At 71.6% G+C, this 20,169-nt stretch carries 24 protein-coding genes and 2 pseudogenes; 12 read left to right on the top strand and 14 right to left on the bottom strand.

Annotation, left to right across the window (positions count from 1 at the left end; genetic code table 11):
- The first annotated feature begins 79 nt into the window (after positions 1-79).
- Both ABZ016_RS18305 and ABZ016_RS18310 read left to right on the top strand, forming a co-directional pair.
- The gene (locus tag ABZ016_RS18305) at positions 80-772 is read left to right on the top strand and encodes a helix-turn-helix domain-containing protein (protein ID WP_356917651.1); all 693 of its coding nucleotides are present in this window, start codon (positions 80-82) and stop codon (positions 770-772) included.
- Between the two features lie 208 nt (positions 773-980).
- Positions 981-1,061, top strand: a pseudogene (locus tag ABZ016_RS18310) (monooxygenase); the annotation flags it as partial.
- 254 nt (positions 1,062-1,315) lie between these two features.
- On the opposite strand, the gene ABZ016_RS18315 reads toward ABZ016_RS18310, so the two are convergent.
- Positions 1,316-1,774, bottom strand: coding sequence for a pyridoxamine 5'-phosphate oxidase family protein (locus tag ABZ016_RS18315; RefSeq protein WP_356917652.1), 459 nt, complete (start codon positions 1,772-1,774; stop codon positions 1,316-1,318).
- Between the two features lie 48 nt (positions 1,775-1,822).
- Positions 1,823-2,224, bottom strand: a complete 402-nt coding sequence (locus ABZ016_RS18320; RefSeq protein ID WP_356917653.1) for a tautomerase family protein — start codon at positions 2,222-2,224, stop codon at positions 1,823-1,825.
- A gap of 132 nt (positions 2,225-2,356) precedes the next feature.
- Between ABZ016_RS18320 and ABZ016_RS18325 the strand changes: the two genes are divergently transcribed.
- Positions 2,357-2,749: a VOC family protein gene (locus tag ABZ016_RS18325; protein ID WP_356917654.1), complete on the top strand. Its 393-nt coding sequence runs from the start codon at positions 2,357-2,359 to the stop codon at positions 2,747-2,749.
- Positions 2,750-2,795: 46 nt separating this feature from the next.
- A complete protein-coding gene (locus ABZ016_RS18330; RefSeq protein WP_356917655.1) occupies positions 2,796-3,875 on the top strand; it encodes an adenosine deaminase in 1,080 nt (359 codons plus the stop codon).
- Here the strand turns inward: ABZ016_RS18330 and ABZ016_RS18335 are convergent.
- Both ABZ016_RS18335 and ABZ016_RS18340 read right to left on the bottom strand, forming a co-directional pair.
- Positions 3,857-4,372, bottom strand: coding sequence for a DUF664 domain-containing protein (locus tag ABZ016_RS18335; protein WP_356917656.1), 516 nt, complete (start codon positions 4,370-4,372; stop codon positions 3,857-3,859). The genes ABZ016_RS18330 and ABZ016_RS18335 overlap by 19 nt on opposite strands.
- Positions 4,373-4,413: 41 nt before the next feature.
- Complete coding sequence (locus ABZ016_RS18340) at positions 4,414-5,298, bottom strand: LysR substrate-binding domain-containing protein (RefSeq protein ID WP_356917657.1); 885 nt, start codon at positions 5,296-5,298, stop codon at positions 4,414-4,416.
- Positions 5,299-5,415: 117 nt separating this feature from the next.
- Between ABZ016_RS18340 and mgrA the strand changes: the two genes are divergently transcribed.
- Positions 5,416-6,408, top strand: coding sequence for an L-glyceraldehyde 3-phosphate reductase (mgrA, locus tag ABZ016_RS18345; RefSeq protein WP_356917658.1), 993 nt, complete (start codon positions 5,416-5,418; stop codon positions 6,406-6,408).
- A gap of 57 nt (positions 6,409-6,465) precedes the next feature.
- On the opposite strand, the gene ABZ016_RS18350 is transcribed toward mgrA, so the two are convergent.
- Positions 6,466-6,753 carry a DUF1905 domain-containing protein gene (locus tag ABZ016_RS18350; protein ID WP_356917659.1) on the bottom strand — a complete coding sequence of 96 codons (288 nt, stop codon included), beginning with the start codon at positions 6,751-6,753 and terminating at the stop codon, positions 6,466-6,468.
- Positions 6,754-6,831: 78 nt separating this feature from the next.
- Positions 6,832-7,215: a nuclear transport factor 2 family protein gene (locus ABZ016_RS18355; protein WP_356917660.1), complete on the bottom strand. Its 384-nt coding sequence runs from the start codon at positions 7,213-7,215 to the stop codon at positions 6,832-6,834.
- A 335-nt stretch (positions 7,216-7,550) separates the two neighbouring features.
- On the opposite strand from ABZ016_RS18355, the gene ABZ016_RS18360 reads away from it, so the two are divergent.
- The 4 genes and pseudogenes from ABZ016_RS18360 to ABZ016_RS18375 all read left to right on the top strand — a co-directional run bounded on the left by ABZ016_RS18360 (position 7,551) and on the right by ABZ016_RS18375 (position 12,281).
- Positions 7,551-7,961 (top strand): hypothetical protein, encoded by a 411-nt coding sequence (locus tag ABZ016_RS18360; protein WP_003987947.1) that lies wholly within the window; start codon positions 7,551-7,553, stop codon positions 7,959-7,961.
- Positions 7,962-8,007: 46 nt separating this feature from the next.
- Positions 8,008-10,338 carry an FHA domain-containing protein gene (locus ABZ016_RS18365; RefSeq protein WP_356917661.1) on the top strand — a complete coding sequence of 777 codons (2,331 nt, stop codon included), beginning with the start codon at positions 8,008-8,010 and terminating at the stop codon, positions 10,336-10,338.
- Positions 10,339-10,347: 9 nt separating this feature from the next.
- Positions 10,348-10,899, top strand: a pseudogene (locus ABZ016_RS18370) (hypothetical protein); the annotation flags it as partial.
- Positions 10,900-11,294: 395 nt separating this feature from the next.
- Positions 11,295-12,281 carry a serine/threonine-protein kinase gene (locus tag ABZ016_RS18375; RefSeq protein ID WP_356917662.1) on the top strand — a complete coding sequence of 329 codons (987 nt, stop codon included), beginning with the start codon at positions 11,295-11,297 and terminating at the stop codon, positions 12,279-12,281.
- Positions 12,282-12,316: 35 nt separating this feature from the next.
- On the opposite strand, the gene ABZ016_RS18380 is transcribed toward ABZ016_RS18375, so the two are convergent.
- Positions 12,317-13,615, bottom strand: coding sequence for a streptophobe family protein (locus tag ABZ016_RS18380; protein WP_356917663.1), 1,299 nt, complete (start codon positions 13,613-13,615; stop codon positions 12,317-12,319).
- A gap of 176 nt (positions 13,616-13,791) precedes the next feature.
- Between ABZ016_RS18380 and ABZ016_RS18385 the strand changes: the two genes are divergently transcribed.
- Complete coding sequence (locus ABZ016_RS18385) at positions 13,792-14,931, top strand: DUF6777 domain-containing protein (protein ID WP_356917664.1); 1,140 nt, start codon at positions 13,792-13,794, stop codon at positions 14,929-14,931.
- A gap of 1 nt (position 14,932) precedes the next feature.
- Here the strand turns inward: ABZ016_RS18385 and ABZ016_RS18390 are convergent, their stop codons facing one another.
- Genes ABZ016_RS18390 through ABZ016_RS18400 form a run of 3 tightly spaced genes read right to left on the bottom strand, consistent with a single transcriptional unit; the run spans position 14,933 to position 16,067 of the window.
- Positions 14,933-15,349, bottom strand: a complete 417-nt coding sequence (locus ABZ016_RS18390) for a PRC-barrel domain-containing protein (protein WP_356917665.1) — start codon at positions 15,347-15,349, stop codon at positions 14,933-14,935.
- Positions 15,346-15,930 (bottom strand): PRC-barrel domain-containing protein, encoded by a 585-nt coding sequence (locus ABZ016_RS18395; RefSeq protein WP_356917666.1) that lies wholly within the window; start codon positions 15,928-15,930, stop codon positions 15,346-15,348. Before ABZ016_RS18395 ends, ABZ016_RS18390 begins: the two co-directional genes overlap by 4 nt.
- Positions 15,927-16,067, bottom strand: coding sequence for a hypothetical protein (locus ABZ016_RS18400; RefSeq protein WP_356917667.1), 141 nt, complete (start codon positions 16,065-16,067; stop codon positions 15,927-15,929). The genes ABZ016_RS18395 and ABZ016_RS18400 overlap by 4 nt, the downstream gene beginning before the upstream one ends.
- Before the next feature lie 188 nt (positions 16,068-16,255).
- Here ABZ016_RS18400 and ABZ016_RS18405 point away from each other — a divergent pair, with 188 nt between their 5' ends.
- A complete protein-coding gene (locus ABZ016_RS18405; protein ID WP_356917668.1) occupies positions 16,256-16,720 on the top strand; it encodes an ATP-binding protein in 465 nt (154 codons plus the stop codon).
- A 109-nt stretch (positions 16,721-16,829) separates the two neighbouring features.
- Here ABZ016_RS18405 and ABZ016_RS18410 read toward each other — a convergent pair whose 3' ends face one another.
- Positions 16,830-17,717: an RNA polymerase sigma factor SigF gene (locus tag ABZ016_RS18410; RefSeq protein ID WP_356917669.1), complete on the bottom strand. Its 888-nt coding sequence runs from the start codon at positions 17,715-17,717 to the stop codon at positions 16,830-16,832.
- Positions 17,718-17,933: 216 nt separating this feature from the next.
- Between ABZ016_RS18410 and ABZ016_RS18415 the strand changes: the two genes are divergently transcribed.
- Entirely contained in the window at positions 17,934-18,359 is a 426-nt protein-coding gene (locus ABZ016_RS18415) for a helix-turn-helix transcriptional regulator (RefSeq protein ID WP_356917670.1), read from the top strand.
- A gap of 18 nt (positions 18,360-18,377) precedes the next feature.
- Here the strand turns inward: ABZ016_RS18415 and ABZ016_RS18420 are convergent, their stop codons facing one another.
- The 3 genes from ABZ016_RS18420 to ABZ016_RS18430 all read right to left on the bottom strand — a co-directional run bounded on the left by ABZ016_RS18420 (position 18,378) and on the right by ABZ016_RS18430 (position 20,150).
- Positions 18,378-18,980, bottom strand: a complete 603-nt coding sequence (locus ABZ016_RS18420) for an ATP-dependent Clp protease proteolytic subunit (RefSeq protein ID WP_345661791.1) — start codon at positions 18,978-18,980, stop codon at positions 18,378-18,380.
- A gap of 1 nt (position 18,981) precedes the next feature.
- Positions 18,982-19,620, bottom strand: a complete 639-nt coding sequence (locus ABZ016_RS18425; protein WP_356917671.1) for an ATP-dependent Clp protease proteolytic subunit — start codon at positions 19,618-19,620, stop codon at positions 18,982-18,984.
- 161 nt (positions 19,621-19,781) lie between these two features.
- A complete protein-coding gene (locus ABZ016_RS18430) occupies positions 19,782-20,150 on the bottom strand; it encodes a hypothetical protein (RefSeq protein WP_356917672.1) in 369 nt (122 codons plus the stop codon).
- Positions 20,151-20,169: the final 19 nt, after the last annotated feature.

The following is a 20,169-nucleotide window of genomic DNA, read 5'->3' on the forward strand; positions in this document are numbered from 1 at the left end:
GGCCGGGCTTCCCACTTTCTCTGTCGCCCACCGTACAACAGGAAACGGGCCGCCCGTTCCACTTGGGTAGGGTGGGGACATGACCCTGTCACCTTCCGGCCGGACGCCAGGCCAGCAGCTCGGCACGGGACTGCGCGCCGACGCCGAACGCAACCGCTGCCGCATCCTGGCCGCCGCCCGCCGCCTCTACGCCACCGAGGGACTCGGCGTCTCCATGGCCTCCGTCGCCCGCGAGGCAGGCGTCGGCAAAGCCACGCTCGGCCGGCGCTTCGCCAGCCGGGAGGAACTCGTCAACGCGGTCTTCGCCGACCGCATGGACGCCTACGCCGACGCCGTCGCCGAAGCACTCGCCGACCCCGACCCCTGGCACGGCTTCACCGGCTACCTCCACGCCGTCTGCGCCATGCAGGCCGCCGACCGCGGCTTCGCCGACGTCCTGACCATGACCTTCCCCACCGCCAAGGCGCTGGAAGCCCGTCGCGCCGAGGCGTACAACCGACTGCTCGAACTCATCACCCGCGCCAAGAACACCGGGCACCTGCGCGAGGACTTCACCCACCAGGACGTCGTCATCCTGCTCATCGCCAACGCCGGCGTCGTCACCGCCACCGGCGACGCCGCCCCCGACACCTGGCGCCGCCTCGTCGGCCACATGATCCGCTCCTACGCCACGCCCGGCGCACCGATCCCCCCACTGCCCGAAGCCCCAGCACCCACCGCCCTCTACCGCGCCATGGTCCGCCTCTCACCAACCGGCCCGGGCACCGCCTAGAGCCGACGCCGCCAACCAGCAACGGACACTGAGGACCGAGCGGAGGACCTCGGCCAATCCGTCTTCGGCGCCCTCCTGACGGAACCGGAACACCGATGACGACCGACATGCAGATACGCATCGACGCCGCCGACCTGCCCGGCCTCACCTGTCCCCGGGCGGACCCGCCCACAGCGACGCCCCGGTCTGCCGCAACATCCACGTCGCCGTGCAACGCCGCGACCGCCGCGACGACCTGCTCGACCCGCAGCCCGGCGACGCCCCCTCCGCCACCTGGACGCTGGACCGCACCACCCATGCCACGCCGACAGGCACCGACGTAAAAGGCCCACTACCTACAGGGGCGCCCCGGCGGCCGGTCCATCCACCCCTCGTGGGGCACCGTCGACGAGGTCGGCACCTTCTGCACCAACTCGGAGTGCATCGACAAGGACGGCGGAACACCCCCGCGTCGACAGGTCGTGCCCCTGGTGAGCCGGGTCGCCGCGGTCGTATGGCTCGCCGTGGCCGTCCGTTGCCTGACCGCTCGCGCAGGTCAGGGCCTCAAACCACCCAGGCCCCGTCCCGCATGAGGTGCCGCCGGGGCAGCTCGTGCTGCTCGCACCACGCCTGCACCGCGTGCGGCCGGACCCGGAAGAACGCGTACGAGGCGTGGTCCTCACGCGGGTCCCAGCCCGTCTTCGCGCGGAACGCCTCGGCCGCCGCCGGCGGCACCTCCCGCACGGTGAAGACGTCCGCCTCCCCGTCGACGAGGACGACGTCCCGGGTGTCCCCGAGGGCCAGCCGGGCGTGTCGCCCGTCCCGCAGATTGCGGCCGGTGGGATTGGTCAGCCGAGTGCACAGCCACACGCACGCGTCGTGCCACACGAACCACAGCGGGACCAGGCACGGCACCCCGGCCGAGTCCGACGTGGCGACCCAGATGTCGTTCTCCCGCTCCAGCCGGACCATCAGGTCCGCCTTGCGCCGCTCGGGCGTACGAGGTGGCTCCGTGATCTTCATGAACGCGACGCTAGCGGTCGGACCGGCAGAGCGCCTCGGGCTCGGGCCCTAGGCCGGAGACCTAGGGCTCTCGAGGTACTGCGCCGCCCCCTCTCCGAGTGACCAGTCCGCCGACCCGTTCTCGGTCAGTACGACGAACACGTTCCGCGGCTCGGTCCCCGCGTACGTGTGCGCGAGCTCGGCGACCCTCCGGTACAGCGCCTGCTTCTGCGCGGGCGTGCGACCGGAGCGCAGCGTGATCGCGACGTAGACGATGCCCTCGTCGCGGTGCACACCGAGGTAGTCGCCGTATCGCAGCACTCCGCTCGTGCCGTCGTGATCCACCAGGACCTGGAAGCGGTCGTCGGGCGGGATGCCCATCGTCTCCCCCAGGGCGTCCTGGACGGCGCGGCCGAGTGCGGCGAGGCGCTTGGGACCGGCCCGGAGCGTGTCGATGCGGACGAACGGCATGGAGCCTCCAAGGCGTAGGACTGTGCGTGTGTGTACATACTAGTAGTTACAATCATGAGATGGATGGTGGTTGGCATCCTGTGGGTTTTACGTATAACCTCTCGCGTCAACCCCACCCCCCGAGAGGCCTCGATGAGACGCATCGCCCTGGTCACCCTCGTCGTCGACGACTACGACGAGGCGATCCGCCACTACACCGAGGCCCTCGGATTCCGGCTCGTCGAGGACTCGCCCCGGCCCGACGGATCCCGCTGGGTCGTCGTCGAACCCGGCACTGGAGGGGCGGGCACGGGCCTGCTGCTCGCCCGCGCCAAGGGGGAGAGCCAGGCCGCCCGGGTCGGGGACCAGACCGGCGGGCGGGTCGGGTTCTTCCTGCACACCGACGACTTCGGCCGGGACCACGCCCGGATGGCCGCCGCCGGCGTGACCTTCCTGGAGGAGCCCCGCCACGAGCCCTACGGAACCGTCGCCGTCTTCCAGGACCTGTACGGAAACCGCTGGGACCTGCTCCAGTCCGCCGGCTGACCCTCCGCCCCCGAAACGAAACACCCTGCCCGAGGAAAGACCCGTCATGACTGCTACGCGCGTAGATATCGAAGTGATCCGCCGCCTTCCCAAGGCCGTGCTGCACGACCACCTCGACGGCGGCCTGCGCCCCGCCACCGTGGTGGAGCTCGCCGACGCGGTCGGCCACACCCTGCCGACGACCGACCCCGACGAGCTCGCCGCCTGGTACTACGAGGCCGCCAACTCCGGCGACCTGGTGCGCTACATAGCCACCTTCGAGCACACCCTCGCCGTCATGCAGAACCGCGAGGGGCTGCTGCGCACGGCCGAGGAGTACGTCCTCGACCTCGCCGCGGACGGCGTCGTGTACGGCGAGGTGCGCTATGCCCCCGAGCTGAACACCAGGGGCGGCCTGACCATGGCCGAGGTCGTGGAGACCGTCCAGGAGGGCCTCGCGTCCGGCATGGCCAAGGCGGCTGCCGCGGGCACCCCGGTGCGGGTCGGCACCCTGCTGTGCGGGATGCGGATGTTCGACCGGGTGCGCGAGGCCGCCGACCTGGCCGTGGCGTTCCGGGACGCCGGTGTCGTCGGCTTCGACATCGCCGGCGCCGAGGACGGGTTCCCGCCCGCCGACCACCTCGCGGCATTCGAGCACCTGCGCCGCGAGAACGTGCCCTTCACCATCCACGCGGGTGAGGCGCACGGACTGCCCAGCATTCACCAGGCCCTCCAGGTGTGCGGCGCCCAGCGCATCGGGCACGGTGTGCGCATCACCGACGACATCCCGGACCTCGCGGCCGGCAAGCTCGGCCGGCTCGCCGGGTGGGTCCGGGACCGCCGGATCGCGCTGGAGATGTGCCCGACCTCCAACCTTCAGACGGGAGCCGCGACCTCCATCGCCGAGCACCCGATCACCGCGCTGAAGGACCTCGGCTTCCGCGTCACCCTCAACACCGACAACCGGCTGGTGTCGGGCACGACGATGACCCGCGAGATGTCCCTGCTGGTCGAGCAGGCGGGCTGGACCGTGGAGGATCTGCGCACGGTCACGGTGAACGCGCTGAAGAGCGCGTTCCTCCCGTTCGACGAGCGGAACGCGCTCATCCGGGACGTGGTGCTGCCCGGCTACGCGGCGGGCGTCTGAAGCAGCCCCCGGAGGTAGGCGGCCTGTCCGATGTGCTGGAGATCGTCGGACAGGACGCTGACCAGCCGCACGCCCAGGGTGACCGGCGGCTCCCAGCGGTCGTCCACGACGCGCTCCAGGTCCTTGGCGGCCAGTGACCGCAGGGCGCCGAGGGTCTGCGCGTGCACCGCGTCGTAGTAGCCGGTCAGCAGGTCGCCGGAGTCGACCCGGACCTTGGCGACCTTGGCCGGGCTGTGCCCGTAGCCCGTGTCGTGGCGGGGCAGGCCCAGCCCGAAGCGCTTCTCCCAGTCCTGGGACAGCCACACCTGGTCGAGATCGAAGGCGTCGGCGACGTGGTCGTCCTGGACGCGGGTGAGGTGCCAGACCAGCCAGGCGACGGAATTGGTGTCGGGGGAGGGGCGGGTGCTCAGTTCGTCCGGCCCGAGCCCCTCGACGGTGGCATGGACCTCTTCCTGGATGCGGTTGTAGCCCTCGATGAGGATGTCCTTCGCATGCATGGCTCCACCATCGCGCATCACCGCGTCCCGTGCGTCCCCGTTTACCCGCCCATGGTCTCAAGCAACGCCATCAGCGCCCGGGCCGCCGGGCTGGTGGCCTGCCGGGGCGGCAGCAGCGCCACCGTCTCGTAGACGGCCTCACCGGTGCCCTTCACGGGCAGCGCGGTCAGGGAGGCGCGCTTGTGCGCGAAGTGCCGCGGCACGACGGCGACGCCGAGGTTCTCGTCGACCAGATCGAGCAGCGTGTGCACGTCGTTGACCTCCAGGGCCACGGTCCGCCGTACACCGGCGGCGGCGAACACCGTGTCCGTGGTGCGGCGCGGACCCCAGTCCGGGTGGAAGTCGACGAACACCTCGCCGCCCAGATCCTCCGGTGTGACCGCCGCACCGGCGGCGGCCAGCGGGTGGCTGGAGTGGCACAGCAGCGTCATCGGCTCGCTGGTCAGCGGCACCGACCGCAGCTGGTCGCTGTCCTCCTGCGTCCGCACGGCGAAGGCCAGGTCGAGCCGCCCGGCCTCGACGTCCTCCGCGAGCGCGCCCGAGCCGGCCTGCCGCAGACAGATCTCCACGTCCGGATGACGGTGCCGGAAGGCGGCGAGCAGCCCCGCCACGTGCACCCCGGCGATGCACTGCTCACTGCCCAGCGTGAGCATGCCGCGCAGCACGCCCTGCACCGCCGCCACCGCCTCGTGGGCGGCCCGCACCTGCGCCAGGATCCGCTCCGCCTCGCCGAGCAGCGCCCGCCCGGCCGGGGTGAGCGTCACCCGGCGGGTCGTGCGGACGAACAGGGGCGTCTGGAGCTCCCGCTCCAGGGCCCGGATGGAGGCCGACAGGCCCGACTGGGACACCAGGAGACGCTCCGCCGCCCGGGTGAAGTGCTGGTCCTCGGCGACCGCGACGAAGTGCTGCAGGTGACGCAGTTCCATGACTGAGAAGCGTAGCCGCTGAATTCCATCGGATTCTTCTGTTGGACGCATGGGAGCAGGTCACGCCAGAGTGGACAGCGGTTGTTTCCCGACCGTGCCAACCCCTCTGGAGTCGCGTTGTACACCGCACACCCCGACCGCTACGCGGACATGCCCTACCGGCGCACCGGACGCAGCGGCCTGAAGCTGCCCGCGCTCTCGCTCGGCCTGTGGCACAACTTCGGCCCGGACCGGCCCGTGGAGACCCAGCGCGCCATCCTGCGCCGCGCCTTCGACCTCGGCGTCACCCACTTCGACCTCGCCAACAACTACGGCCCGCCGCCCGGCGCCGCCGAGTCCGCGCTGGGCGAGTTCCTGAAGTCGGACTTCTCGGCCTACCGCGACGAGCTGGTCATCTCCACCAAGGCCGGCTACCTGATGTGGCCCGGCCCGTACGGCGAGTGGGGCTCGCGCAAGTACGTGCTGTCCTCGCTGGACCAGAGCCTGAAGCGGATGGGCCTCGACTACGTCGACATCTTCTACTCGCACCGCCCCGACCCGGACACCCCGCTGGAGGAGACGATGGGGGCCCTGCACTCGGCGGTGCAGCAGGGCAAGGCGCTCTACGTCGGTGTCTCCAACTACTCCGCCGAGCAGACCCGCGAGGCCGCCCGCATCCTGGGCGAGCTGGGCACCCCGCTCCTGATCCACCAGCCGCGCTACTCGATGCTGGACCGCCGTCCCGAGGACGGGGGCCTGCTGGACGCCCTCGACGAGCTCCAGGTCGGTTCCATCGTCTTCTCCCCGCTGGAGCAGGGCCTGCTCTCCGCCCGCTACCTCGACGGCATCCCCGAGGGCTCCCGGGCCGCGAGCGACAGCCCGTTCCTGAACTCCGACGCGGTCACCGAGGACCTGGTGGGCCGGCTGCGCGACCTGAACGACCTCGCCGGGTCGCGCGGCCAGAGCCTGGCCCAGATGGCGCTGGCCTGGGTGCTGCGCGGCGGCCGGGTCACCTCCGCGCTGGTCGGCGCGAGCAGCGCGCGACAGCTCGAGGACAGCGTCGGCGCCATCCGCAACCTGGACTTCGACGCGGACGAGCTGGCCCGGATCGACGCGATCGTCAAGCAGTAGCCCGCCGGGCCTGTCCCGGGGGGCGGGCACTCGCCCCCCGGGGCAGGCCCGACAGCTCTAGGAGCCGATCCGCTCCTCCAGGCGCACGGTCACCGTGTCGCCCTCCTGCTTGCCGATCGCCCTGCGGAGGCCCGCCTTCACCGGCAGCTTGTGCGTACCGTCGCCCAGTGCCATGAACGAGCTGCGGAACGGGTGCCCGTCGATCGTCCCGCGGACCTTGACCAGGCCACGGGTGCCGAAGAACTCGACGGACCGGGGCCAGACCAGATAGGTCCAGCCGCCCTCGGCGGGGCTCTTGCGCAGGGTCGCGGTGAATTCGGTGTCCAGTTTCCCGTGTGTGGTCATGACGTACGTCCTTCGCTCCCGATGGCCTCTCACCGGTCAGACCACCGGGAACCGGAAAACTCATCGCTCCCGGCGGTCTCAGGCCCCGGCAGGCACCCGGTCCAGGAATCCGAGAACGGCCCTGATCCGGTCCTGCCCGTCCAGCGTGATCACATCCGAGCCGGCGACCGGCGCCGAGCCGTCGGCCGCGCTCACCAGCTCCCAGGAGAAGCGCGCGATGTCGTGGTGCCCGTCGACAGTGCCGGAGAGCCGGAACACGAATCCGGGGAACTGCTCGTGGGCCGCGGCGATCACCGCGGCGATCTGCTCGTGGCCGCTGACGTCGGCCAGGGGGTCGGTGTAGCCGCCGTCCTCGGTCCAGGCGGCGGCGACCGCCTTCTCCCGGGCGGCCGGGTCCTCGGCGTTCCAGGCCTCGAAGTAGCGGGCGACGGCGTCCTCGTAACGGCGGGCGGTTGCGGACATGGGCGATCAGCCTCCAGAGAGGTCGGTCTGCTGGTCGGGGACCGGATCGACGCTCGGGGCGAATCCGGCACGGACAACCCTGCCCGGCCCCGGCGGGAGCGTCGATTACCTCCGGAGTCATGCGCCCAAAGGGCCGCCCACCGCGTTTCGGCCAACTCGAGGTGTGAATATGCCAGGAGACTGGCCGGAAAGGCATGGTGACAGTGATTCAGCAGTGAACATACTGACCTGCGAGAGCGTTTTCACATCCAGCGACGACGCCCTCACGCACAGCACGCGAGTCGCGGGACGACTCGGCCGGGCCGGCAGACGGGCGGGCGACGGGGGAGGGTCACGTGCACGACGAGTTTCTGTGCCACGTCACGGCGTACGGAGTCTGCGACGGCCGCCGCATCGGCGTCCCCCTGGGCACCTACCGGGCGCCCACCCTCGCCCTGGCCCTGTGGTGGCTGCGCGACCGCGCCTCCTGGATCGCCCAGCGCCTCGACCCCCGGCCCGACGCCGAGCACTTACCGCCGGGCGCGCTCGTTCCGGTCGCCGAGACCGTGCCCGACGTGCCCACGCTGCTGCGCGCCTGGTGCGCCGATCCCGCCCAGCAGGAGCGGGTCGCCGAGGAGTTGGCGGCCGGACGGCTGGTGCGGATCGCCACCAGCGACGACACCACCGAGTACGAACTGCTCGCCGAGTCCGTGGACGCCCTGCGGATGCAGCGGGCGGCGCCCGTCCTGGGCATACCCGTGGCCTGACCCGCTCACCGAGTCAGATACCAGGCAGATCGGTAGAATCTTGGTCATGGCGCAACCGTCGGTAGCACCAGAACTCGTCCTGGAGACCGAGGCGGGCTCCACGGTGATGATGCCGGGCCACGACTACCACGTGGGGCGCGACCCGTTGAGCGACATCGTCATCGACGACGACCGGGTCTCATGGCATCACGCCGTGCTGCGGCCCGAAGACGGACACTGGACCATCGAGGACGAGAACAGCACCAACGGCACCTATGCCGAGGGGCAGCGCATCCACGAGCGGGACGTCGGCCCCGGCAGCGTCATCCGCTTCGGCAACCCGGCCGACGGGCCGCGCATGGTCCTGCTGGGCCGCCCCCCGCCGGTATCGGAACGCCCCTCCGCCGTCTCCATGCCGGCCATGACCGGCACCTACCGGCGGCCCACCACCGTCCGCCCGCTGCCCACCCGGACCGTCCGGATCGGCCGCGCCGAGGACAACGACCTCGTCATCGACGACCTGGTGGTCTCCCGCCGGCACGCCGAACTGCGCGCCCTGCCCGACGGGACGTACGAGATCACCGACGTCGGCAGCCACAACGGCACGTACCTCAACGGCAGCCCCGTGACCAGCGCACCGGTCCGCCAGGGCGACATCGTCGGCATCGGCCACTCGGCGTTCTGCCTGGTCGGCGACGAACTCCAGGAGTACGTCGACACCGGCGAGATCTCGCTCGACGTGCAGGACCTCGCGGTCACCGTCGACCACGGCCGCAGGACGCTGCTGGACCACGTGTCGTTCCCGGTGGGGGAGAAGTGCCTGCTCGCCGTCGTCGGCCCGAGCGGCGCCGGCAAGTCCACGCTCCTCAACGCCCTCACCGGCCAGCGGCCCGCCGACCACGGCACCGTCCTCTACGACGGCCGCGACCTCTACCGCGACTACGCCGAGCTGCGTCAGCGCATCGGCCTGGTGCCGCAGGACGACATCCTGCACGCCCAGCTGACCGTCCGCAAAGCCCTCTCCTACGCCGCCGAACTGCGCTTCCCGCAGGACACCGCCAAGGCCGAGCGGCGCGCCCGCGTCGACGAGGTGATCCGTGAACTGGGCCTGGAACAGCGCGCCGACCAGCACGTGCACAGCCTCTCCGGCGGCCAGCGCAAACGCGTCAGCGTCGCCCTGGAACTGCTGACCAAGCCGTCGCTGCTCTTCCTCGACGAGCCGACCTCCGGCCTCGACCCCGGCATGGACCGCTCCGTGATGCACATGCTGCGCGGCCTCGCCGACGACGGCCGGACGGTCATCGTCGTCACCCACAGCGTGCTCAGCCTGGACGTGTGCGACCGGCTGCTCGTGCTGGCGCCCGGCGGGAAGATCGCCTACTACGGGCCGCCCGAGGACGCCCTGGCGTACTTCGGCTTCGAGCAGTGGCCGGAGGCCTTCGAGGCGTTCGACCGGGACACGGGCCGGAGCTGGGCGGAGGACTACCGCTCCTCACCCTTCCACGGCCGGTACGTCGCCGACTCCACCGCCCAGCCCCGGCAGCCGCGCTCCGGGCCCGTCGTCATCACCGCCCCGCCCCGGCCGCGCAGCCGGGCCGCCCAGCTGAACACGCTGGTGCGCCGGTACGCCTCCGCGCTCAGCGCCGACCGCACGTTCCTGATCATCATGATCGCCCTGCCGTTCGTGATGGGGGTGATGGCGCGGGCCCTGTCGGGCGGGAAACTGACCGCCGACACGGCGATGAACACGCTGCTCATCCTGTGCGTCGGCGCGGTGCTCACCGGCGCCGCGAACGCCGTGCGCGAGCTCGTCAAGGAACGCGTGATCTACCAGCGGGAGCGGACGGTGGGCCTGTCCAGATCGGCGTACCTGATGTCGAAGGTCGTCGTCCTGGGCGTCATCACCGTGCTGCAGGCCCTGGTGCTCACCGTGGTCGCCCTGCTCGGCGTCGACCTCGGCGCGCCCGGCGACGAAGGCGTGTTGATGCCGCCCCTGGTGGAAATCGCCGTCGCCGTCGCCCTGTTGGCGTTCACGGCGATGATGCTCGGGCTGCTCATCTCGGCGCTGGTGCGCAAGGAAGAGGTGACGATGCCGCTGCTGGTGCTCGTCGCCATCGTCCAGGTCGTCTTCTGCGGTGCGCTGCTGAAACTGGGCGGCGTGCCCGGTCTTGAGCAACTCGGCTGGCTGGTGCCGGCGCGCTGGGCGCTGGCCGCGATGGCCGGCACCGTCGACCTGGCCCGGATCGTGCCCGACGATCTCACCAAGGACCCGCTGTTCGACCACTCCGCGGGCACATGGCTGCTCGACGTCGGGATGCTGGTCGTGCTGTCGGTGCTCTTCGGCTTCCTGGTGTCCCGGCTGCTGCGCCGGCACGAACCGGCCGTGATGCGGAAGTAGGGGGCGCCCGTGACGACTCCCGGCTTCCGGCCCACCCACGTCGTCCCGCAGCACGGGATGCCGGCCTGGGAGGGCCCGGACCCTGCCCGGCCCACCGTGGACCTCGACCCGCTGCTGCCCGTGCAGCTTCTCGAACGGCAGGGCGACTGGGGGCACGTGCTGTGCTTCAACGGCTGGTCGGCCTGGGTCGACGGCCGCCGCCTGGTCGCCGTACCGCAGGACCCGCCCGCGGCGGAGAGCCCGCTGACCCGCACCGCCGACCCGCGTCCGCTCCTGGGCCGCGCGCAGGAGGCTCTTGCGCGCTACCGATCGGCGGTCGAGGATCTCGCGAACGGCCTCGACCGGGAGTCGTTCCACACCCGGACGCGTGGGCTGCGCATCGGTGTCGTCGTCGACGGCGAGTCCGTGTGGCTCTACGACGCCGCGCACGGGCACTGGGTGTACGCCGAGGGCGCCGGCGCCAGCACGTACGCGACGGACGAGACACCCCGGGCCGACGACGCGTCGCCCGGCCCGGCCGAGCCCCCGGCGCGAGCCCCCACGCGGGTGGTGCCCCCCGAGTCCGCCGAGCCCCCCGAGTCCGTGGAGCCGCCGGAGGAGCCCTCTGCGGCCTCCGAGGAGACGCCCCGTCCGGCCGAGCCACCGTCCACCCCGGCCGCACCGCCGGAACCGACACGGGTGGTGTCGCCTGAGGAACAGGAAAAGGAACAGGAACAGGTTGTGCCGTACGAGGCTCCCGAGCCCACGCGTGTGGTGGCCCCCGAGATGCCTGAGCCGACTCGGGTCGTGTCCGCCGACGGTCCAGAACCCACTCGTCTCGTCTCTCCCGAGGAGGCTGGGGAGGGCCAGGAGGCGGAGGAGGGGGAGGGGGAGGGGGGCAACCCCGTCGAGGCACCGCCCACTCGGGTCGTCGGGGCCGAGCCGACCCGGGTCGTATCGCCCGAGGGTGACACCCGTTGAGCCGCGAGACGAGCCTGTTCTCGGGGCGGCCGTCCGAACTGATCGGGCAGCAGATCGCCGGGTACCGGATCGAGCAGGAGATCGGGCGCGGCGGCATGGCAGTCGTCTACCGGGCCCGCGACCTGCGCCTGGAACGCACCGTCGCGCTCAAGCTGCTCGCCCCGGAGCTCGCCCGCAACGACACCTTCCGGCGTCGCTTCACCCACGAGTCCAGAGCCGCCGCCGCGATCGACCACCCGCACATCGTGCCGGTCTTCGAGGCGGGCGAGACGGACGGCGTGCTGTACATCGCCATGCGGTTCGTCGCCGGCAGCGACCTGCGCCATCTCCTGGACCGGGAGGGACCGTTGCCGCCCGCGACCGCCCTGCGCGTCGCCGCCCAGGTCGCCTCCGCGCTCGACGCGGCCCACGAACACGGGCTGGTGCACCGGGACGTCAAACCCGGCAACATCCTGGTGTCCCGAGGCACCGACAGCGACCATCCCGAGCACGTCTACCTCACCGACTTCGGCCTGACGAAGAAGTCGCTGTCGCTGACCGGCTTCACCACGGTCGGCCAGTTCGTCGGCACACTCGACTACGTCGCCCCGGAGCAGATCTCGGGCCGCCCGGTCGACGCCCGCTGCGACGTCTACGGCTTCGCGTGCGTCGTCTACGAGGTCCTCGCCGGCCACCCGCCGTTCCGCCGGGACGACGACATGGCTCTGCTGTGGGCCCACCAGTACGACGATCCGCCGCCGCTGACCGAGGCCCGCCCCGACGTCGCCCCGCAGGCCGACCCGGTCTTCGCCAAGGCCCTCGCCAAGAGCCCCGACGACCGGTATCCGTCCTGCCTCGCCTTCGTCGCCGCCCTGCGCGCCGCGACGAAGGGCGGCGAGCCCGACCCCGGGCGCGGGGCCACCCGGGTGAACCGGCAGCCCCCGGAGAGCCGGCCGAAACCACCGCCGCGCTGGGCCGAACCGGTCTTCGTGGAGCGGAAGTAGGGGCGCCGCCACCGCGCAACCCCGTGGGCCTTCCGTCAGCCCGCCTTCTCGGCGCGCACCTCACCCCGTCGCCGGACGTGCCGCGCCAGCAGCGCCCCGGCGAACCCGGTCACCAGCCCCCAGGGGACCGCCAGACCGACCGCGCCCCACAACTGGGGCTTGAGGAACAGATTGCCCCCGAGGCTGCCGCCCAGGTCACCGATGCCGAGCACCGACAGGCCGAAATGGGCGGAGATACGGCCGAGCAGGCAGACCATGAACACGGTGAGCACGAGGGCGGCCGCCATGTGCACGGCGTGCTGCCAGGCCCGGATCCGGGCCGGTGACCGGGCCGCCATCACGAACGCGGCGCCGACCAGCAGCACCACGTCGACGACCAGCAGCCACCACACCCGGCCGTCGTACTGGGCGAGCGTCCGCAGATTGAGCTCGGCGATGTCCGGGGTGCGCAGCACCTCGTCGAGGACATGCGGCATGGGCAGCCCGAACGGTCCCTCCACCCGGCCGTTCCAGGTGGCGCCGAGGCCGATCGTCAGTGCCAGCCACACCAGGTTGGGCAGGCCGAGCAGGATCACCGCGAACGTCTCCCTCGCGTGCCCCTTGGCGGCCGCGACCACCAGGGCGGCGACCAGGCCGATGGCGACACAGACCAGCAGCAGCGCGACCATCGCGTACGCGGCCGGACGCACCGACGTCTGGAAGCGCAGCAGCCCGCCCGGCAGTGGGGCGCCGCGCGACACCACCAGGGCGAGCACCAGCACACCGGCCAGCCACACCGTGCCGACGAACACGGACAGCGGAACGTCCGTGGTGAAGCCGATCCGTGGCGAAGCGCCGAACAGGTCACCGAGTTCACCCAGTTCGTCGTCCCCGAGGGAGATGTCGAACGTGTGCCGTGCGGCGAAGGCCAGGCCGATCAGTGCGAGCAGCCACAGGACCGCGACCCGGCCGGCCCAGCCGGCCAGCTCCGCAGCCCCGGCGACCGCGCGGTGCCGCAACGGCCGCAGGAATGCCCAGGCGATCACCAGCGCGCCGGTGAGCGTGACGGACAGCGGGATCACGGTCAGGTCCGCCTGGGTGCCGGCGAGGTCGCCGGCGTTCCCGGAGAGTTTCACCGTGCCCCCGACGGCCGTGACCATCGTCGCCGCGACGACCGGCACGAAGGCGCCGTCCGGGAGGTCCGCGGCCCCCGCCGCCCACAGGCCGAGAGCGGCGACCACCGCCATGGCGAGCAACCCGCCGAGCACCGTGACGAGGGCGTGCGCCCAGCCGTGGCGGGCGACCGCCCGCTCGCCGGAGGTGCGTGCCGGTCTGAAGGGGGTGCGCGAACTCACGCTGCCACGCTAAGCAGCACCCGTGCCGGTCGCCCCTCGGGAGGTCCGTCCGCGTCGGCTTGCGGGGCGTACGGGACAGGAGCACACAATGAACCCGTAGTGGACCAAGCGGCATGAAACATGACCAGACGCCTGGAATGTGAAGCCGCATTGAACTCACGTGGGAAGAAGAGCTCGTGAGCGTCGAACCGCCGTCGTCCGGCCGCCCCACAGGGCCTCCCTCGGGCCCGCTGTCCGGCCCGTCCGAGCCGCCCTCCGGGGGTGGCCCGCCCTCCGAACCGCCGACCGGGGGCGGCTCGTCACCGGAGCCCCGCCGCCCGTGGTGGGGTTCCGTGCCCCGGGTCGCGCTGATCGCCGGCGCCGTCGTGGCCGCGGTGATCCTGGCCGTGGTGCTCACCCGGCCCGACGGCGGCACCGGCGCGTCCGACGGCGGAACCAGCACCTCCGGCGGCGAGATCTTCCTCCAGCCCGCGGCCGACACCGGGCCGGACCCGTTCACCGACTCGACGGCAGAGGAGAGCTCCGCCCCGCCGACCACTCCCTCGCCCGCCGGAACGGCGTCGCAGAACACCGTCCGGGGTGTGGACGGCGGATCGCCCGGCCTGTACGGCGGCACCCGCAACGTCTCCAGCTGCGATGTGGAGAAGCAGATCACCTACCTGAAGGGGGCTCCGGACAAGCAGCGCGCGTTCGCCTCGGTCCTGCGCATCGACCCGTCCGACGTTCCCTCCTACCTGCGCTCGCTCACCCCCGTGCAGCTGCGGATGGACACCCGCGTCACCAACCACGGCTACCGGGACGGCCGCGCCACCGCCTACCAGGCCGTCCTCCAGGCCGGCACGGCCGTGCTCGTCGACGACCGCGGCGTGCCCCGGGTGCGCTGCGCGTGCGGCAACCCGCTGAGCCCGCCGGTCGCCCAGCAGACCACGAAGACGACCGGCCGGAAGTGGCCCGGCTACACGTCCTCGGACGTCGTGGTGGTCACACCCGCCGCGGATCCGATCGACGTCTTCGTCATGTGCGAGCCCGACGGCGACTGGTTCAAGCGCGACACGGGCGACACGGGCAAGAAGGATCGCAAGACCCGGCCGCCGCACCAGCCGACCCCGTCGGCGACCGCCACCACGCCGACGTCACCGACCGGCCCGGTCACGCCGAAGCCGCCCACGAGCGAGCCGCCGACCTCGGACAGGGAGACGACGTCCGAACCGCCGACGAACGAGCCGCCGACGTCGGAGAACGTGCAGTCCCCGCCCGGGGACGACACCGGAAGCGGAACCGGGGGCGGCACGACGGAACAGGCCCCCTCCTCCTGACTCAGCCGGCGCGGACCACCAGGGCGTAGTCGCCGAGCCCGAGCAGCTGATCGGCCGGCAGATCGCCCTGGACGGTGCGAACCGCCTCGATACGGCCGGTCTCCGGCTCGAACACGACGTCCTGGACGATGCCGAGCTGGTCACCCGTCTCGGCGAGGATCCTGAGACCGGGCAGCTCGTGATGGGGCGGCACCTCGGCCGGGGCAGTGGCCGAACGGACGAGCACCGCGTCCGGCCCGACGGCGTGCAGGGCACCCCAGGCGAGCACCGTGTCCTTGCGGGCGTGCCTGCCGCGAACCCGGACATGGGTCACCACACCGGACGGCGCGTCGACGGTCAGCGACCTCACGACGCCGATCTCGTCCGCCTCGGTCAGCGTCAGGACCGGCAGACCCCGGGCCTGCGAGAAGAGCATCATGACGGTGTCCCCTCCCGGCCGTCGTGGAAGGCGCCGACCCGGGCCGCGAAGGACGGCAGGTCGTCGGCGACGTAGCGGGTGGCGTCCGCGGGGATGACCAGCGCCCGCCCGGACACGGCGAGCGTCTCGCCGCGCGGTACGTACACCCGGTGACGCCGGCGCCGGGACCCCCGCACCAGGGCCTTGCCGGCGGCGATCCGGAAGCCCACGACCCGGCCGCTGGTACCGCCCTCGACGACCACGTCGAGCACCGTGCCGACCTCGGCGCCCTCGTCGGTCAGCACCCTGGCGTGCAGCACCCGCCCCTGGTGGGCCTCACGGCGCGCCACCACGACGGGCGTTTCCGTCAGGACACCGGCGTCCACGATCATGACCGCTTCGTGGCCCAGTGAGTGCACCGCCGTCCAGGGCAGGCTCTGCTTCAGCGGGCCCGACAGCAGGCCCCGGCCGCTGAGCGTGAAGCCGGTGATGCGCCCGGCCGCCGCGTCGAAGACGGTGTCCTTGATCTGTGCGACGGCCTCGCCGTCCAGGGTGACCACCGGCAGGGTGGTCAGGCTCCGTGCCGCCATCAGCTCGTTCATCGCGGGCCCTTCCCGCCGGGCCGGCGCCGTACCGCGATGACCGTGCCCGACCGCCGGCCGGCCTGCACGGCGAGCGTCACCAGGGCGACGACGGCGAGCGCCGCGATCACCACGACCAGCCATATCCACCAGACCACCGCACACCTCCGGCGATCCGGACCGGCCGCCCTCGACCGGTCCTTATTCTTCTCGGGTGCCCCGCGGAGGGGGGACAATACCCCGGGGGCGGGACGGGCCGAAAACCAGTCAGGACTGCGAAGCCCGGCTCGGGGTACGAGCACTGGTGCAGAGCGTCCGGCCAGTCCGGCTTCCCAGAGAGAAAAGTATGATCGACCACCTGGACGGGGCAGTGATACCGACTGGTTTCGACGTGCCCGTGGAACCGCTGAGGCGGGCGGCACACTACACCGGCGAGCAGGGCTGTATCGCCGAGGCACGGTCCTTCGCCGCGCTCTTTCTCGACCAGCTCAGGACCGAGTGGTGCGCGCGCATCGACGACCGGGCCGACGGCGCGGTGCAGCTCGTGGTGAGCGAGCTGGTCACCAACGCCGACCGGCACAGCAACGGGCCGTACATCCTGGAGCTCGTCGGTACGGACACCTCGGTGGCGGTGTCGGTCTACGACAGCAGCTCCGCACTGCCCCGCATCTTCCCCCGCAACCCCGAGCGCATCGGGCGGCACGGCTTGGAGATCGTCCACGCGCTCGCGGAGCAGGTCAGCGTGGAGCGGGTGCCGGTGGGCAAGCGGGTGCGCGCGGTGCTGCCGCTCAACGGCGAGACCGACGGGTAGGCCGGCCGGACGCATCCGGGCATGACGAGATCCCGGCAGACACGGTTGCGGGTGCCGCCCCACTCCCGCGTGTGGGACGGCACCCGCTGGTTCTTGTGTGAGGGTCGCGTCAGGCGCAGCCCAGCTCGCCCAGCATGCCCTGGCGCAGCCGCGTGATGATCCGCTTGATCAGGCGGGAGACGTGCATCTGGGAGCAGCCGAGCCGCTCGCCGATCTCCGCCTGGGTGGCCTCCTCCACGAACCGCATGTGGATGATCTGCCGGTCGCGCTCGCTGAGCTCCGCCATCAGCGGGGCCAGCGAGTGGAAGTCCTCGACGAGCCGCAGCCCGTCCTCCTCCACGCCGATGAAGTCGGCCAGGACGGCCTCGCCGCCCTCGGGCCCGTCGCCGGTGAGCGCGGCGTCCAGCGATGACGAGTTGTACCCGTTCGCGGCGATCTGCCCCTCGATGACCTGGTTCTCGGAGATGTTCATCAGCGTGGCCAGCTCGGCGACCGTCGGCTCGCGGTCCAGCCGGCTGGCGAGCTCCTCACGGGCCTTGGCCAGTTCCACGCGCAGCTCCTGCAGCCTCCGCGGCACGTGCACCGCCCACGTGGTGTCCCGGAAGAAACGCTTGATCTCGCCGACGATGTACGGCAGCGCGAAGGAGGTGAACTCGACCTCGCGCGACAGCTCGAACCGGTCGATGGCCTTGATCAGGCCGATCATGCCGGTCTGGACGATGTCCTCCATGTCGTCGCCGCGGCCCCGGAACCGGCCGGCCGCGAACCGTACGAGCGACATGTTCATCTCAATCAGGGTGTTGCGCGCGTACTGGTACTCGTGCGTGCCCTCTTCGAGTTCCGTCAGGCGCTGGAAGAACTGGCGGGACAGTTCCCTGGCGTCCCGCGGAGCCACGGACCGGGGGTCCACGACTCCGGGCAGTGCTCCGTCACCCGTGCTGGCCTGGGCGTTCTTCTCCACGACCTGTGCCTTCGACCGGATCACGGCGGTCTCCATTACCTCTCCCACGAAAGTCACGGCTGACATCTGCCTGGGTCACTCCGGGTTTCGGATACCCGGATACGTGCCGCACATGCCCACCGAATCGCCGACCGGCGGAAAATCTGTTACACGCACCGGACAGGGCCGTCCGTTCCGTCCCGATCGTCCCATTCCACTGAGGGCGGAACGCTGATCCCTTCCCCTCACGACCAGGAATTCTAGGCTGGAGCGGTGACCAACCTGCCCAAGGAAGCCCGCGTCATACCCCTGCGTCCGCCCGGCCCCCGCCCCGCGACCGCCCGGCCCGCCACCGCTCCGCCCGACCAGGGGCACCCGGCCCCCGCCGCGAAGGAGCCCCTCTGGCGTGACCTGGTCGGGGACGTCCTGCGCCGCGAACGTCTCGCGCAGGAGCGCACGTTGAAGGACGTCGCCGAAGCGGCCCGGATCTCCATGCCGTATCTCTCGGAGGTGGAGCGCGGCCGCAAGGAAGCCTCCTCGGAGGTCCTCGCGGCCGCCGCCCACGCCCTCGGACTGGGCCTCGGCGACCTGCTGTCGAGGGCTCAGGGCGAACTGACCCGCGTCACCTCGCGGTACGCGGCAGGCAGCCGCCGGGGGGCGTCGCCGTCGTCGTACGACGGACTGTGCCTGGCCGCCTGAACCGGCCCGGCCGGTGCCTCACACCGTCACGAGGCGCCGGCTGAGCACCTCGTCGGCCAGCCCGTACGCCACCGCTTCCTCGGCGGTGAACACCTTGTCCCGGTCCATGTCCGCGCGCAGGGTCGCGAGGTCGTGGTGGGTGTGCCGGGCCAGTACCTCCTCGACCTGGGAGCGGATCCGCACCATCTCCTTGGCCTGCAGGGCGAGATCGGAGATCGCGCCCCGGCTGCCGCCGGCGGCAGGCTGGCCGAGCAGCACACGCGCGTGCTCCAGCACGAACCGGCGCCCGGGATCCCCGCCGGCCAGCAGCACGGCCGCCGTGGAGGCCGCCTGCCCGACACAGCAGGTCGAGATCGGCGCCTTCACGTACGACATCGTGTCGTAGATCGCCATCAGTGAAGTGAACGAGCCGCCGGGGGAGTTGATGTAGACCGAGATCTCGCTCTCCGGGGCCGACGACTCCAGGTGCAGGAGCTGGGCGATCACGACGTTCGCCACGCCGTCGTCGATCTCGGTGCCGAGGAAGATGATCCGTTCGGACAGCAGCCGGCTGAAGACGTCGGAGGAGCGCTCGCCGTGCGCGGTCCGCTCGATGACGTACGGAATGGTGTAGTTGGCCATGTCAGAGCCCCATCCGTCGTTTCTGGGCGGTCGGGCGGATGCCGGCGAGCGACTCCACGACCTGGTCGACGATGCCGTAGTCCCGGGCCTCCTCGGCCGTGAACCAGCGGTCGCGGTCGCCGTCCTGGGAGATGGTCTGCGCGGAGTGGCCCGTGTGCTCGGCGATGAGCCGCTCCATGGTCCGCTTGGAGTGCTCCAGGTTCTCCGCCTGGATCTCGATGTCGGCGGTGGTGCCGCCGATGCCCGCCGACCCCTGGTGCATCATGATCCGCGCGTTCGGCAGGGCGTAGCGCTTGCCGGGCGCGCCGACGCAGAGCAGGAACTGGCCCATGCTGGCCGCGAACCCCATGGCGAGCGTCGAGACGTCGTTGGGGATCAGCTGCATCGTGTCGTAGATGGCGAGCCCCGCGTACACGGAGCCGCCGGGACTGTTGATGTACAGGCTGATGTCGGTGCGCGGATCCTCCGCCGACAGGATCAGAAGCTGAGCGCAGACCCGGTTCGCGGAGACCTCGTCGACCTGGGTGCCGAGCAGCACGATGCGCTGCGCGAGCAACTGCGCTGCGAGGTGGTCGTCGAACCGGGTCGGAGGGGTGTCGCCCTCCTCCGCCCGCGGGGTGAGTGTGGTGAGTGGAGTCATGGGTTCTCCTCGTCGTGGCGGGAGCGCCGCGGATGTGCCGTCGACTCCACTCTTGACCTCGGGCGATATCCTCAGGCCGTTTCTCTGCCGTCGGCAGATTCGCTCCCGGCAGAGCGCGGGCTCGGCCCTTCTCGCGCAACTGGCCGCAGAACGCCCGCACATCACCCACCAGCAGGTCGGGCTCCTCCATCGCCGCGAAGTGCCCCGCCGCGGTCGAACTCCGGCAGCTCCTCCGAGTCCGACCAGTCCCACCCCGGCAGCAGGTTGAGGTGGACGCCGGTGACGCGATCGGGGTGGGCCCGGCCCGGTTCCCGGGTGATCGTCGCACCCCGGTCGCCACCCTGTGCGCCGAACCGTTCGTACCCGGGCCGCCGCATCAGCTCGGCCGATCGGCCGGCGGGCCGGCGTGTCCGGTCGAGACGGTCGGAGAGGTCGTCGAGGTCGCTCTGCGGGATGTCGAGGAGGCAGGGTCTGACGCTGTCCGTGGCGAAGACGTCATGATCCGGATGCCAGCTCCCTTGGGTGTACACACCACCCGTATTCGTGGCC

This window comes from Streptomyces sp. NPDC006372, from assembly GCF_040612515.1.
In the GTDB taxonomy this organism is placed as follows: domain Bacteria; phylum Actinomycetota; class Actinomycetes; order Streptomycetales; family Streptomycetaceae; genus Streptomyces.

What these genes read in the sequence shown, in the direction of transcription:
- ABZ016_RS18405 (WP_356917668.1), top strand. Translation starts at nt 16,256, where the DNA reads ATGATCGACCACCTGGACGGGGCAGTGATACCGACTGGTTTCGACGTG.
- ABZ016_RS18410 (WP_356917669.1), bottom strand. Translation starts at nt 17,717, where the DNA reads ATGGAGACCGCCGTGATCCGGTCGAAGGCACAGGTCGTGGAGAAGAAC.
- ABZ016_RS18395 (WP_356917666.1), bottom strand. Translation starts at nt 15,930, where the DNA reads ATGAACGAGCTGATGGCGGCACGGAGCCTGACCACCCTGCCGGTGGTC.
- ABZ016_RS18305 (WP_356917651.1), top strand. Translation starts at nt 80, where the DNA reads ATGACCCTGTCACCTTCCGGCCGGACGCCAGGCCAGCAGCTCGGCACG.
- ABZ016_RS18330 (WP_356917655.1), top strand. Translation starts at nt 2,796, where the DNA reads ATGACTGCTACGCGCGTAGATATCGAAGTGATCCGCCGCCTTCCCAAG.
- ABZ016_RS18335 (WP_356917656.1), bottom strand. Translation starts at nt 4,372, where the DNA reads ATGCATGCGAAGGACATCCTCATCGAGGGCTACAACCGCATCCAGGAA.
- ABZ016_RS18315 (WP_356917652.1), bottom strand. Translation starts at nt 1,774, where the DNA reads ATGAAGATCACGGAGCCACCTCGTACGCCCGAGCGGCGCAAGGCGGAC.
- ABZ016_RS18325 (WP_356917654.1), top strand. Translation starts at nt 2,357, where the DNA reads ATGAGACGCATCGCCCTGGTCACCCTCGTCGTCGACGACTACGACGAG.
- ABZ016_RS18320 (WP_356917653.1), bottom strand. Translation starts at nt 2,224, where the DNA reads ATGCCGTTCGTCCGCATCGACACGCTCCGGGCCGGTCCCAAGCGCCTC.
- ABZ016_RS18420 (WP_345661791.1), bottom strand. Translation starts at nt 18,980, where the DNA reads ATGGCCAACTACACCATTCCGTACGTCATCGAGCGGACCGCGCACGGC.
- ABZ016_RS18350 (WP_356917659.1), bottom strand. Translation starts at nt 6,753, where the DNA reads ATGACCACACACGGGAAACTGGACACCGAATTCACCGCGACCCTGCGC.
- ABZ016_RS18340 (WP_356917657.1), bottom strand. Translation starts at nt 5,298, where the DNA reads ATGGAACTGCGTCACCTGCAGCACTTCGTCGCGGTCGCCGAGGACCAG.
- ABZ016_RS18390 (WP_356917665.1), bottom strand. Translation starts at nt 15,349, where the DNA reads ATGATGCTCTTCTCGCAGGCCCGGGGTCTGCCGGTCCTGACGCTGACC.
- ABZ016_RS18365 (WP_356917661.1), top strand. Translation starts at nt 8,008, where the DNA reads ATGGCGCAACCGTCGGTAGCACCAGAACTCGTCCTGGAGACCGAGGCG.
- ABZ016_RS18355 (WP_356917660.1), bottom strand. Translation starts at nt 7,215, where the DNA reads ATGTCCGCAACCGCCCGCCGTTACGAGGACGCCGTCGCCCGCTACTTC.
- ABZ016_RS18425 (WP_356917671.1), bottom strand. Translation starts at nt 19,620, where the DNA reads ATGACTCCACTCACCACACTCACCCCGCGGGCGGAGGAGGGCGACACC.